This is a genomic window from Pseudomonas sp. dw_612, from assembly GCF_018449725.1.
Lineage (GTDB): Bacteria > Pseudomonadota > Gammaproteobacteria > Pseudomonadales > Pseudomonadaceae > Aquipseudomonas.
Window position 1 is genome coordinate 85,142 of the sequence record NZ_JAAVVC010000024.1, and the last position, 13,502, is coordinate 98,643.

Consider the following 13,502-nt stretch of genomic DNA (forward strand, 5'->3'; position numbering starts at 1 on the left):
CGACACAAATCCCCTGTGGGAGCGGGCTTGCTCGCGAAGAGGCCTGCTCAAACACCGATAATTCTGGATCAGAGTTCAGGCGTCCACGTCACCCCAAACATCCACGCCCGACCTTCCTCGCGATACCCATACTGACTGCCGTCAAAACTGTACAGCGCCCGACTGTAGCCCTTGTCCAGCAGGTTATCGACCTTCAGCTCCAGCTTCACTTCCCGATTCAACGCCCAACTGCTGCGCAATCCGAGCAAGGCGTAGCCGCCCAGCGGCTGCAGATTCTTCTCATCGTCATAGCTGCTGCTGACCGCTTGCCAACTGGCCCCCAGCCCCAGCCGATCAAACTGCCGATCCAGATCCAGGCTCAAGGTGCGTCGCGCCCGCCGGGCCAAGGTGTGGCCGCTGTCGCGATCTCGCGGGTCGATGATTGCCACGCCGAGGTTGCTCTGCCAGCCGAACACTTCCTGTTTCAGCGCCGCTTCGAAACCGTTGATACGGGCCGAGGCGACGTTTTGCGGGCGGTCGTTGCTGCCGACGATAATCGCGTCTTCCAGATCGGTGCGGTACAGCGACGCTTCCAATCGGCTGCTGTCGGTCAACTGGCTGCGCCATTGCAGCTCGTAGCTTTTCGAGGTTTCAGGCTTGAGGTCCGGATTGCTGAAATCCGGGTAATACAGATCGTTGAAGGTTGGCGCGCGGAAGCCTTCGCTGTAGGTCAGCAGCACGTCGTTGTCCGGGTTCAGCGGCAAGGTGAAGGTGCCGCTCCAACTGTTCTGGCCGCCGAATTGTTGGTTCTGGTCGCGGCGCAGGCCCAGTTCCGTGGAGAAACTGTCTGCCTGGTAGCGATGCTGAATGAAAACCGCGCGGTTCCAGCGACTGTCTTCGTCGAACGCTGTGCTGCTGTTGATCCGGTCTTCGTACCAGTCGCCGCCGACGATCAGGCTGTTGCGCTCGTTGAGTGTCAGGTCGTTCTGCCAATTCACCGAATCGCGGTAGGTGTTGAACACACTGCGCTCGTCGCTGAGCTTGTCGAGGGTCTTCTCGCGGTTTTCGCTGTGGCCGAATTCGACGCGGGTTTTCCACGCGTCGTTGATGCGCGCGTCGATGTAACTGCTGACGCTGCTGACATCGAAATCACTGTAGGGCTGCTGCTGGACCGATTCGAAGGTGTCCATGTCGAAGCGGCCGAACGGATTGTCGAACTCGCTTTTACCATGGCTATCCAGCATGTTCGCGCCGATTTCGATATCATCGGTGAGGGCATGACTCAGGCTCAAACTCATCGATTTGTTGCGGTACTCATCGTGATCGCCGTCGCTGGGATACGACTCGTGGGTGCGATTGTTCCCGGCGGTTTCATCCAGGCTGGCGCCGAGATTGAAACGGGTTTTCTCATCACCACCGGACAATCCGAGGCTGCGCTCCCACGTCTGGTTGCTGCCAAACCCTATATGCAGGCGCGGTTGCAGGCCTTGTTCGCCGCCGCGACGGGTGAAAATCTGGATCACCCCGCCAATCGCATCGCTGCCATAAATCACCGACCGGGAGCCGCGCAACACTTCCACGCGCTCGACCTGTTCGATGTTGATGTGTTGCAGGTTGCTGTCGCCGGACGTGGTGCTGCCGATGCGCTGACCGTCCACCAGCACCAGGCTCTGGGCCGACTTGGTGCCGCGAATGTAAATCCCCGGCAAACTGCCACGCCCACCGGTTTGCCCGACTTGCACACCCGGTACACGACGCAACAGGTCGGTGACGCTGCTCGGTTGCAGGCGGTCGATGTCTTCGCGGGTGAACACGGTGTTGGCGGCGCTGCTGTCGTTGCGCGCTTCGACCTGGCGGTTGGCGCTGATGAGTACGTCGGGGAGCTTGAGGGCTTGGTCGCGTTCGAAGGTGTCGGCCAAGAGTTGACTGGCTGGCAGCAAGCTCAGGGTCAGGGCGAGGCGGGGGAGATTCATGGGCAGTCCATCGGCAATCTGAGGCGAACAAACATTTGAAGGGAGCACAAAACCAATGTGGGAGCGGGCTTGCTCGCGAAAGCGGTGGGTCAGTCAACATCTCAGTCGACTGACAGTCCGCTTTCGCGAGCAAGCCCGCTCCCACAGGGTTTTGCGTTTAGATATTCAGCAGTTGCAGACGCTCACGCACCGACGCTTCGATCCCTGCTTCATCCAAACCACATTCGGCCAGCATTTGCGCAGGCTTCGCGTGTTCGACATAACTGTCCGGCAAGCCCAGGTGCAGCATCGACTTGAGGATGTTTTCGCGAGCGAGGAACTCGCTGACCGCGCCACCGGCGCCGCCCATGATCGCGTTCTCTTCGATGGTCACCAGCAGCTCATGGTTGCCAGCGATTTCACGAACCAGCTCTTCATCGAGCGGTTTGACAAAGCGCATATCGACCACGGTCGCATCCAGCGTTTCGGCGACTTTCAGCGCCTCGGCCAGTTGCACGCCGAACACCAGCAGGGCTACTTTGTTGCCCTGGCGGCGAATTACGCCTTTGCCGATTTCGATCGGTTGCAGGTCTTTCTCGATGGTCGCGTTCGGGCCGTTGCCGCGCGGGTAACGCACCGCCGCCGGGCCGTTGTACAGGTGGCCGGTGGTGAGCATTTTGCGCAGTTCGTTTTCGTCGCTCGGGGTCATCACCAGCATGCCGGGGATGCAACGCAGGAACGACAGGTCGAAACTGCCGGCGTGGGTCGGGCCGTCTTCGCCCACCAGGCCGGCGCGGTCGATGGCGAACAGCACGTCGAGGTTTTGCACCGCGACGTCATGGATCAGTTGGTCGTAGCCGCGTTGCAGGAATGTCGAATAGATCGCCACCACCGGTTTCGCGCCTTCACAGGCCATGCCCGCCGCGAAGGTGACAGCGTGCTGCTCGGCAATCGCCACGTCAAAGTAGCGCAGCGGGAAACGCTCGCTGAACGCTACCAGGTCCGAGCCTTCCTTCATCGCCGGGGTGATCCCGACCAGGCGCGGATCGGCAGCCGCCATGTCGCACAGCCATTCACCGAACACACCGGAATACTTCGGCCCGCCGGATTTCTTCGGCGCAGCGGCCGGCGCATCCACCGGTTCGAGTTTGGTGATGGCGTGGTAACCGATCGGGTCGACTTCCGCCGGGGCGAAGCCTTTGCCTTTTTTGGTGACCACATGCAGGAATTGCGGGCCTTTCAGATCGCGCATGTTGCGCAGGGTGGCGATCAGGGTTGGCAGGTCGTGGCCATCGATCGGGCCGATGTAGTTCCAGCCCAGCTCTTCGAACAACGTGCCCGGGACCAGCATGCCCTTGGCGTATTCTTCGGTACGCCGGGCGATTTCCCAGGCGCCGGGCAGGCGCGACAGAACCTTTTTGCTGCCTTCGCGCATGCTCGCGTAAGTGCGGCTGGACAGGATCTTCGCCAGGTAATTCGACAAACCACCGACGTTGCGCGAGATCGACATGTCGTTGTCGTTGAGGATCACCAACATGTTGGCGTTCACTTCTGGCGCGTGGTTCAGCGCTTCGAAAGCCATGCCGGCAGTCAATGCGCCGTCGCCGATCACCGCGATCGCCTTGCGATCACTGTTTTGCAGGCGGGCGGCAATCGCCATGCCCAGCGCCGCGCTGATCGAAGTGCTGGAGTGACCGACGCCAAAGGTGTCGTACTCGCTCTCGGAACGACGCGGGAAGGCTGCGACGCCGTCCTTCTGGCGCAGGGTGCCCATGCGCTCGCGACGGCCGGTGAGGATTTTGTGCGGATAGGCCTGATGACCCACGTCCCACACCAGCCGGTCGTCCGGGGTGTCGAAGACGTAATGCAACGCGATGGTCAGCTCGATGACGCCCAGGCCGGCACCGAAATGCCCGCCGGTCTGACCGACCGTGTAGAGCAATTCCAGGCGCAATTCATCGGCCAGGGTTTCCAGCTCGGCTTCGCCTAACCGGCGCAGGCCGTCCGGCGTGTTGGCACGGTCGAGCAGGGGCGTGGTCGGGCGCTTGCGGGGAATCTCATGAAACGTCGTGGGCATCAGGCGAATCGTTATAGGTATAGAAGAGGCGGCAGTTTACCTGATGCATCGGCCCCTGCCCACGCGTTGCTCTTTTTTGGCGGATACGCTGTCAGCTACGCCGTTCGACGATATAGCGGGCCAGATCACGCAATGGCTCGGCGGCCGCGTCAAACGGTCGCAGCGCATGCAGAGCCTGATCGCGCAGTTCCAGGGCGTAGGCCTTGGCCGCATCGAGGCCGAGCAGGGCCGGGTAGGTCGGCTTGTCCCGAGCAATATCGGCGCCCTGGCGTTTGCCGAGGGTTTCGGTATCGCTTTCGACGTCGAGAATGTCGTCCTGGACCTGGAACGCCAGGCCGATGGCCTGGGCATAGGTCTGCAAGGACTTCAGCTCATCTTTCTCGGCGCGACCACTGGCCAGGGCGCCGAGTTTGACGCTGACCTCGATCAACGCGCCGGTCTTGTGCCGATGCATGTATTCGAGGGCTTTTTGATCCAGCTTCAAGCCAACCGAGCCGAGGTCGATGGCTTGGCCGCCGACCATGCCCGCCGGGCCTGCGGCCAACGCCAGGGCACTGACCATTTGCAGGCGAATGTCGGCGTCCGAGGTGCTCAGGCGCGGGTCGAGCAGGGCGCTGAAGGCCAGGCTCTGCAAGCCGTCACCCGCGAGGATCGCGCAGGCTTCATCGAATTTCTTGTGGGTGGTCGGCTGGCCGCGACGCAGATCGTCGTCGTCCATGGCCGGCAAATCGTCGTGCACCAGGGAGTAGGCGTGGATCAACTCCACGGCACACGCCGCGCCGTTGGCCTGCTCAGCCTTGCCACCCAACGCTTCGCACGCGGCGTAGGCCAGCAGCGGGCGCACACGCTTGCCGCCATTCATCACGCTGTAGCGCATGGCGTCATAGAGGCGAGCGAGTTCGGGGCTCGGCGGGGTGAACAGGGTGTCCAGTGCAGCGTTGACCCGGGCCTGGCTGGTCGCCGAATACGCTGCGATCATTCTGGCTGATCCGCGTCGAAGGGTTCCTCGGCCAGCTCGCCATCACGCTCGAGCAGCACTTGAACCTTTTGCTCAGCCTGAGCCAGCGCTGCCTGGCAATCGCGGGTCAGACCGATGCCTTGCTCGAAAGCCGTCAGCGAATCTTCCAGCGACAACTCGCCGTTCTCCAGTCGCTCCACCAGCGTTTGCAGGTCAGCGAGGGATTGTTCGAAATCCAGTGCAGCTTTTTTGCGGGCCATGGCGGCTATTTCCGGTTGACGTTAAACCGGCGCGACACTAGCAGACATGGGGGTTATGGGCAAATGAGGCGGGGGTTTTTGCCTCTGTTGCGGCAGCACCTGTTTCAGCTTCGACGCACCTTTGTAGCAACTGGCGAAGCCTGCGTTCGGCAGCGCAGCGGTCGTCAACCCTGTTTGTACGGTACACCTGATGTACCGTGCGTTCCGATTTCACGACTGCTGCGCAGTCGAACGCAGGCTACGCCAGCTGCTACAGGTTGGAGTGCAAATCAGCTCAGTGGCCTATTCGGCTCATTTCGTGAGCCGAATAACCGCTCTATTCGGCTCACGCCCAACAATCACCGTGATTTCCACCACAAATAAACATGTATCTGATTGTTAAAAAACTGCCGAATGGCTAACCTTCGCGCCTTCTACGACCCAATAGTCACGGGTCTTTCTGACGAAACGCAGTTTTTGCATCTGTAACGCGCCGAGGATCGGGCGCAAGGTTTCGTTGTGCATGGCAGGAGGCGTCACATGCGTTGTTTTCTTTCATTGCTGACGATGCTGGTCTGGGCCACCGCTGCCTGGGCCGAGCCGACGGCCGAGCTGTCAGAGCCGGTGGGCGGCTGGCGCTATAACGGCTTGCTCGATCGCAGTGAAAACCCTCAAGTCGCCTATCCCACACCGCCCATCGACCGGGGCGTGCAGCGCAATCGCACGATGATCGAAGGCCAGCTCAAGGCTATCGGTACCCAGCGCGGGCCGCACACGTTGGCGGTCAACGGCAATCCACTGAACTTGTACACCGACGACGAAGGGCGTTTCGCCCGGCCGTATGCATTTGGCGCCGGTTCCAACAGCGTCGAAGTGCGCAGTGCCGAGGGCAAATCCCTCAAGCGCATTCAATTCTATGAAGCCAACAGCCTGCGCACCCCGGCGCGGATTCGCGTCGTGCTGGGTTGGGACGATCCGAAAGCCGAGCTCGATTTGCACATCATCACTCCGGACGGCCAGCACGCGTTTTTCGCCCATACGGCGTTGACCAACGGCGGCGGTCTGGACCCGGACGGCGTCGATGGTCCCGGCCCGGAAATGTTCACCATGACTGCGCCGATGCATGGCACCTATCTGGTTTACGTGAACTATTGGGGCAACTTCGGCAGCGAAGGCTATAACTTCGATGAGACCAGCAACCAGAACGAGGTCATCACCTCGCAAATCAACCTGGTGCTCAACGAAAACACTGTCGACGAAAAACGCGAGACCTTCATCGTGCCCCTACGGGCCATCGGTGACCTGTTGCTGGTCAAGACTTTCAACTATTAAGCATCCCGCTCCACGGATGAACTGCTGAGCTTTGGGAACATGAGCGTGAACATGAGCAATAACACTGTTTCCCCGCCGACCGCTGACGCAACGGCTGCAAAAAAACCACGGCGCTGGCCGGCCGTGCTGATCGGGCTGTGCCTGGTGGCCGGCGTCGCGGGCGGGTTGGGCTGGTTCATGCACAAACCCAAGGTGCCGCTGGCGGCGCTGGCCAGTGACAAGCTGGGCATGGGCCGCCCGGACGGTCTGCTGGAAACCAACTCCCTGAGCCAATTGCCCAAGGACTTGCTGGCGGTGCCGTTCCTCAAGGAAACCCTGACCGAAGATTTTGTCTTCTATTACGAAGCCCACGCAGATCGTCTCGGCTTGATCGGCAGCTTGCGCCGGATCGTCTATGAACATGACCTCAAGCTGCAGGACAGCCTGATCGAGCAGCTTTTCGATCAACCGGCGGATGTCGCGCTGTGGCGTGGGGCGGACGGTCGTCTGAAAGACTTTTTGTTGGTGATGGATCGCGGTGGCCTGGCCAAGCTGCTGGAGCCATTGGCCAAAGTGGCGCTGGATGATACGCAACTGACTCAGGTCGGCTCGGTGAAAGTCGGTGCCGATGACGTGGCGCTTTATCAACTGACCTACAACGCCACCAAAGCGCTGCTGTTCGCTTCCCATGGCGACAAACTGGTGGTGCTGTCGAACCCGGCCAAGCTGTACGAAGGTGGCCATGGTCCGGTCGATGAGCCAGGCATGGTCTCGACTCAGTCGCTCGAAGCACTGCTCGGGGGGCAAAAACTGTTCCCCGAAGCCTTCGGCCTGCAACCCCGTGCGCTGGAAGTGAAGCAACGGCTGTCGGTTAACTCCAGTGTGTTGGCCATGGGTTATCAGCGCTTCATCCCGAACTTCGCCGGCCTGCGTTTCGACATGGACGACAAAGGCTGGCACAGCTTCCTCGCCATGGATGAACTGGATAACCAACCGGACTTCGATTTCAAACCGATCTGGCAAGCCATGCCGATGGGCGCCAGCGCCTGCGTGGCCTTGCCGCTCGCTGCCGAGCAACAGAAACCGTTGCTGGTCAAACTCGGCGCCGAAGAAAAAGTCGCCCAGGCCCTGACCGAACACATGGCCGGCGCGGCGGGCCTGTGCTGGTACGCCGATTCGCGGCTGTACACGCCGCTGCTGGTGGCCAGCCTGAATGACAGTGACAGCGCCAAACTCGACGGTGACTTGGGCAACCTGTTCGGCTCGATGGTCGGCGCCTATGAAGGCAATGTCGAAGAGCACGCATTCCCGGTGGTCGAGAAGCAGGAAGGCGAAAGCCACCAATGGCAGCGTCAGGTCAGCTCCAACTTCGGCCCTTATAAAGCCAAGGATGCCGAGAACCCGGACGCGATCACCGGCAAGGCGTTCATGAAAGTCAGCCTGGCCCGCCACGGTTCGACGCTGCTGTTCTCCCTCGATGACAAACTCGTCGACAAAGCCCTCGGCACCCTCGACAAACGTTTCCCACCGATGACCGACGTGGTGCCGAAAGACCTGCTGATGCCGATCTACTTCGGCCCGGATTCCATGGCGCAGCTGATGCAGCAGGAAACCCTCGACAGCCTGCCCCAGGATATGGAGCCGGTGTTTTACAACGCCGCGCAAACCTACCTGATCCCGAAACTGCGCAAGCTCGGCGGTTACGGCAAGTACGCGCTGACCCTGCCAAAAGGCAGCGAGCCCGACGGCCACTGGCAATGGCTGCCGCTGGAGTGGAAAGCCCTGTGACAGCCCTTATCCGAGGCCTCGGCCTGCTGGCGATGCTGCTGGGCAGTCGGGTGTTTGCCACCGAAGCCGCGCCGCTGGATGCGCAGCAATCCCAGGTGTTCCGCGCCTGGTTCGTGCGCATCGCCCAGGAACAACTGACCCAAGGCCCGAGCCCGCGCTGGTTTCAGCAGGACTGCGCGGGCCTGGTGCGTTTCGCCGCCAACGAAGCGCTGAAAGTCCATGACGACAAATGGCTGCGCAGCAATGGCTTGTCCAACCGCTACCTGCCGCCGGAACTGCAACTGAGCGAGGCCCAGCGCGGTCTCGCCCAGCAATGGCAGCAGGGCGGCGGCAAGGTCGGGCCGTACGTCAACGCGATCAAATTGATTCAGTTCAACAGCCATCTGATCAGCCGCGACGTGTCCCAGGCACGGCCCGGCGACCTGATGTTTTTCGATCAGGGCGACGACCAGCACCTGATGATCTGGATGGGCCGCTACATCGCCTATCACACCGGCACCACCACCCCCACTGACAACGGCATGCGATCCGCGAGCCTGCAGCAACTCATGACATGGAAGGACACCCGATGGATACCCGACGCAGCCAACCCCAACTTCATCGGCGTCTATCGACTGAACTTTCTCTCCCAATGATCGGTGCCCGCATGCTGCGTTTACTGCCTCTGCTGTTGGTTTTAGGGCTGCCATTTTCGGCGGTCAACGCTGAAGACACGGTTCAGCCAAGCGACTACACGCCGGTGGCCGGTGAAAGCTTTTTCCTGCTGGCCGACAGCAGTTTCGCCGCCGACGAACAGGCGATGGTGCGCCTCGAAGCGCCGGGCCGCGACTATCGTCGGTTCCGCATGGAGCCTTACGGCGGTGCTGACATCCGCGTGTACCGCATCGACAAACCGCTGGATTTCCTCAAGCGCCAGAAGAACCTGCATCGCGTGGTCAGCGACGGCCAGTTCAAGGGTGAAGGCCTGTCGAACACCCTCGCGTACCTGTGGGACAACTGGTATCGCAAATCCCGTCGGGTGATGCAGCGGGCCTTTTCCTACGAGTCTCGAAAACAAGTCACCGAGGAAGTGCCGGAGCTGAAAATGGGCACCGCGATTGCCGCGCCAACGCCCTACGACGCTCAGCCGCAATTCGCGCTGATTCCGGGTTTGCCGGTGGTCAGCCAATTCCGTTATCCACTGTGGGAAGCCAAACCGATCCAGCCGCCCGCCGGCGTGAATCTGGCCGGCTCGTCCAGTGAGTTCGTCAGCGTCGCACCGGGCAACGTGTACATCCCGTTGGGCCACCTGAAACCAGGCCTGTACCTGGTGGAAGCGTTGATCGGCAAGTACCGCGCGACCACCATGGTCTTCGTTTCCAACACCGTGGCCGTGAGCAAGATTGCCGGTGATGAATTGCTGGTGTGGGCCGCGCGCAAACACGAAGGCAGTTCGGTGCCAAAAGTGAATGTGCTGTGGACCGATGGCCTGGGCGTGATGAGCAGCGGTGCGACCGATGCCGATGGTTTGCTGCGCCTGAAACACGTCAGCCCCGAGCGTTCGTTCGTGATCGGCGAAGACGAAGAGGGCGGGGTGTTTGTCTCCGAGAACTTCTATTACGACAGCGAGATCTACGACACCAAACTCTATGCGTTCACCGACCGGCCGCTGTACCGGCCGGGGGACTGGGTGTCGCTGAAAATCGTTGGTCGCGAGTTCAAGAACGCCCGGGATTCCGTGGCGCCGACCGCTGCCGACGTCAACGTGACCGTGCTCGATGCCACCGGCACCGCGCTGCAATCGCTGGCGCTGAAGCTGGATTCCAAGTCCGGTACCCAAGGCCGTTTCCAGTTGCCGGACAACGCGGTCGCGGGCGGCTATGAATTGCGTTTCAGCTACAAGGATCAGGCCTACAGCAGCGCCTTCCGCGTCGCTGAATACATCAAGCCGCACTTCGAAATCTCGCTGAACCTGGCCAAACAGGATTACCGCACTGGCGAACCGGTGAAGGGCAGCCTGGTGCTGCTGTACCCGGACGGCAAACCGGTGGCCGACGCCAAATTGACCCTGAGCCTGCGCGCCCAGCAATTGTCGATGGTCGATAACGAGCTGCAATACCTCGGGCAGTTCCCGATTGAGCTGACCAGCACCGAATTGACCACCGACGCCAAGGGTAACGCGACCCTCGACCTGCCGGCTGCCGACAAACCGAGCCGCTACATGCTCACCGTGTTCGCCAGCGATGGCGCGGCGTATCGGGTCAAGACCACCAAGGAAATCCTGATTGATCGCGGCGCCGCGAGCTTCAGCCTTCGCGCACCGCAACGTTTTAGCGCGGTGGGCGACAAGGTTGCGTTCAGCTACTTGAATGAAGGCGGCAGCGAGCAGAGTAAAGCCGTCACCCCGAGCAGCTACAGCTGGGTGCGCCTGGAAGACCAGACCACCGGCGACGGCAAACTCACCGCGAAAGACAAAGGCTTCAGCCTCGCGTTCGAGCGTCCGGGCACCTACAACCTGACGTTGAAGGATGACCATGGCCGCGTGGTTGGCGCGGCTGGTCATTCGGTCACCGGCGAAGGCGTCAAAGCCGTGCCGGGCACCGTGGAAATCGTCCTCGACAAAGCCGAGTACAAGGCTGGCGACGAAGCCATGGCGTTGATCACTTTCCCGGAGCCGATCAGCGATGCGCTGCTGTCCCTGGAGCGTGACAAGGTCGAGGCCACGGCGCTGCTGTCCAAGGGCGCTGACTGGCTGAAGATGGAAAAGCTCAGCGACACCCAATACCGCGCGCGCATTGCGGTGAAGGACACTTTCGCGCCGAACCTGACCTTCTCCGTGCTCTACACCAAGGGCGGTCAGTACAGCTTTCAGAACGCCGGCATCAAGGTGATCACGCCGCAAATCGACGTGGCGATTGCCACGGACAAAGAGTCGTATCAGCCGGGCGATACCGTGTCGGTTGACCTGTCCACCCAGTTCGCCGGCAAGCCGATTCCGGCGCACCTGACGGTCAGCGTCGTGGATGAAATGATCTACGCGCTGCAACCGGAAGTCGCGCCGACCATCGACCAGTTCTTCTATCACCCGCGCCGTAACAACGTGCGCACCAGCGCCAGCCTGTCGTTCATCAGCTACGACGTGGCATTGCCGGGCAGCCCCGGCGCGCCGGGCAAAGCCAACCGCAGCGAGCGGGGCGTGAAAGTGCTGGAGCGGCCGCGTCGTGAAGACGTCGACACCGCCGCATGGCAGCCGGAATTGATCACCGATGCCAACGGCAAAACCCGCTTCACCTTCAAGATGCCGGACTCGCTGACGCGCTGGCGCATCACTGCGCGGGCGATCGCCGATGACGGCCAAGTCGGGCAGAAGAAGCAATTCGTGCGCTCGGAAAAACCGCTGTATCTGAAGTGGAGCGGCCCGACTAAATTCCGCACTGGCGACAAACCAGCGCTCGGCGTGTTTGCCTTCAGCCAGGCCGAAAAACCGGTCAAGGCTGAGCTGGTGATCCAGTACGGCGGCGCCGAGCAACGTGTGCCGGTGACCCTGAGCAACGGCATCAACTACATCGCCCTGCCGACGTTCGCGCTCGGCAGTGGTGATTGGACCGCCGAACTGGTGCAGGACGGTAAAACCGCGGATGCCCTGGCCGTGCGCCTGACCGCGACCGGCGAAGGCTGGCAAGTGACCCAGAGCCAAGTCGTGGACGCGGTCAGCGGCGATACAGCGCTGACCCTACCGGCGGACGCGACGGATATTCGTCTGCGTCTGGATGACAGCCCGCAAGCGCTGTTCCGTTCGGCCCTCGATGATTTGCTGAGCTATCCGTACGGTGGCGTCGAGCAGACGGCCAGCCGTTTGCTGCCGCTGAGCATTGCTTATCCAACGTTGGCGTCGAACCCGCAAATCCGCGATCGCTTGCGCCTGATCATGCAAAACAGCCGTCTGCGCCTAGTGCAAATGGCCGGGCCGTCGGCGAGTTTCACCTGGTGGGGCATGGACGGCGAGCCGGACGCGTTCCTCACTGCTTATGCCTACTACGCCGACTGGTACGCCAGCAAAGCGCTGGAACTGAGCCTGCCGCCGGAGCATTGGCAGCGGGTGTTGGAGGTCTATTCCAAGCAAGCGAAGAACACGCCGTTGCTGCAACGGGCGCTGATCCTGTCGTTCGCCAAGCAGATGCAATTGCCGGTGAACACCTTGCTCAGCGGTTTGATGGATGACCTGGCGAAGGCCGGCGACGGCAACGCGGCGAACCTGATGGACGATGGCGAAGACAGCCTGGTCATGAGCGATCCGGATTCGGCGTTGGGTCTGGCGGCGGCGCGTGCGCTGACGGCATCCCTTGCGCGTCAGTCCAAAGTCACGCTGCCTGACGCGTTCAATCGTCAATTGCCGGATGCGCAACAACGTCTGGCCGTGAGTTCGCAGCCGTTTGCCGAAGCGTTGAACCTGTCGCTACAAGCCTTCGATCAGGCTCATGCGCAACAGTTGTTGCAACGTCTGCTGCCACAGCAATCGACCCTCGAACGTGCGTTGGCCCTGAGCTGGTTGCAACGCAGCATCGAGCAGGCGTCGCCGACCATCGCCCTGGCACCGGGTGAAGGCTGGAAGAAACGCTATGGTGATACCGGCGAGATGTACTGGACGTGGCAGGGCGCGACGCCGATCCCGGCCGCATTGTCGCTGACCGGGACCCAGGAACGTCCGTTGCGCGCCGCGTTGAGCTACCAGACCAAGCAACCGGCCATCGATCCAATGGCCGTGACCATCACCCGTCGCCTGTCGCGTCTGGTGCCGGGTGACGAAGCGTTCGAATTCAAACTTGAAGCGGTCGGCACCAAGCCATTGTCCAGCGACAGCCTGTACCTCGACGAAGTGATCATCACCAGCAAAGCCGCGAAACCGCTGCGCTACGGCATGATCGAAGTGCCGCTGCCGCCGGGCGCCGATGTCGAGCGCACCACGTGGGGCATCAAGTTGATGGGCAAGGCGGGCACCGAACCGACGGCGCTGGAGAAGGCGCGTTTCGAACCGGGACAGATGGCTTACGCGATTCCGGTGGATGCGTTGAGCGGCGAACTGCGCGTGCGGCATCTGGTGCGCTTCTCGCAAAAGGGCCAGTTCAACTTGCCGCCGGTGCGTTTCACTCAAGTCTATGCGCCACAGCATCAGGCCCAGGAACAGAAGCCGGCGCTCGGCCAGGTCACGGTCAACTGAC

At 61.5% G+C, this 13,502-nt stretch carries 8 protein-coding genes; 4 read left to right on the plus strand and 4 right to left on the minus strand.

Features of this window, described 5'->3' with window-relative positions; all coding sequences use genetic code 11:
* Window positions 1-68: 68 nt before the first annotated feature.
* The 4 genes from HB680_RS27950 to HB680_RS27965 form a co-directional block, all read right to left on the minus strand.
* A complete protein-coding gene (locus HB680_RS27950) occupies window positions 69-1,952 on the minus strand; it encodes a TonB-dependent receptor (RefSeq protein WP_213941564.1) in 1,884 nt (627 codons plus the stop codon).
* A gap of 157 nt (window positions 1,953-2,109) precedes the next feature.
* A complete protein-coding gene (dxs, locus tag HB680_RS27955) occupies window positions 2,110-4,008 on the minus strand; it encodes a 1-deoxy-D-xylulose-5-phosphate synthase (protein ID WP_213941565.1) in 1,899 nt (632 codons plus the stop codon).
* A gap of 91 nt (window positions 4,009-4,099) precedes the next feature.
* Window positions 4,100-4,987, minus strand: a complete 888-nt coding sequence (gene ispA / locus HB680_RS27960; protein ID WP_213941566.1) for a (2E,6E)-farnesyl diphosphate synthase — start codon at window positions 4,985-4,987, stop codon at window positions 4,100-4,102.
* Window positions 4,984-5,226, minus strand: coding sequence for an exodeoxyribonuclease VII small subunit (locus HB680_RS27965; RefSeq protein ID WP_007894317.1), 243 nt, complete (start codon window positions 5,224-5,226; stop codon window positions 4,984-4,986). Before HB680_RS27965 ends, ispA begins: the two co-directional genes overlap by 4 nt.
* A gap of 519 nt (window positions 5,227-5,745) precedes the next feature.
* On the opposite strand from HB680_RS27965, the gene HB680_RS27970 reads away from it, so the two are divergent.
* The 4 genes from HB680_RS27970 to HB680_RS27985 are packed head-to-tail and all read left to right on the plus strand — an operon-like array spanning window position 5,746 to window position 13,501.
* A complete protein-coding gene (locus tag HB680_RS27970; protein ID WP_213941567.1) occupies window positions 5,746-6,537 on the plus strand; it encodes a DUF2135 domain-containing protein in 792 nt (263 codons plus the stop codon).
* 51 nt (window positions 6,538-6,588) lie between these two features.
* Window positions 6,589-8,304, plus strand: coding sequence for a DUF2138 domain-containing protein (locus tag HB680_RS27975; RefSeq protein ID WP_213941568.1), 1,716 nt, complete (start codon window positions 6,589-6,591; stop codon window positions 8,302-8,304).
* Between the two features lie 32 nt (window positions 8,305-8,336).
* Entirely contained in the window at window positions 8,337-8,939 is a 603-nt protein-coding gene (locus tag HB680_RS27980) for a DUF1175 family protein (RefSeq protein WP_256735635.1), read from the plus strand.
* A complete protein-coding gene (locus HB680_RS27985; RefSeq protein WP_213941570.1) occupies window positions 8,936-13,501 on the plus strand; it encodes an alpha-2-macroglobulin in 4,566 nt (1,521 codons plus the stop codon). Before HB680_RS27980 ends, HB680_RS27985 begins: the two co-directional genes overlap by 4 nt.
* Window position 13,502 lies beyond the last annotated feature (1 nt).

Coding starts and splice junctions, on each gene's coding strand:
- HB680_RS27950 (WP_213941564.1), bottom strand. CDS start 1,952: ATGAATCTCCCCCGCCTCGCCCTGACCCTGAGCTTGCTGCCAGCCAGT.
- dxs (WP_213941565.1), bottom strand. CDS start 4,008: ATGCCCACGACGTTTCATGAGATTCCCCGCAAGCGCCCGACCACGCCC.
- ispA (WP_213941566.1), bottom strand. CDS start 4,987: ATGATCGCAGCGTATTCGGCGACCAGCCAGGCCCGGGTCAACGCTGCA.
- HB680_RS27965 (WP_007894317.1), bottom strand. CDS start 5,226: ATGGCCCGCAAAAAAGCTGCACTGGATTTCGAACAATCCCTCGCTGAC.
- HB680_RS27970 (WP_213941567.1), top strand. CDS start 5,746: ATGCGTTGTTTTCTTTCATTGCTGACGATGCTGGTCTGGGCCACCGCT.
- HB680_RS27975 (WP_213941568.1), top strand. CDS start 6,589: ATGAGCAATAACACTGTTTCCCCGCCGACCGCTGACGCAACGGCTGCA.
- HB680_RS27980 (WP_256735635.1), top strand. CDS start 8,337: ATGCTGCTGGGCAGTCGGGTGTTTGCCACCGAAGCCGCGCCGCTGGAT.
- HB680_RS27985 (WP_213941570.1), top strand. CDS start 8,936: ATGATCGGTGCCCGCATGCTGCGTTTACTGCCTCTGCTGTTGGTTTTA.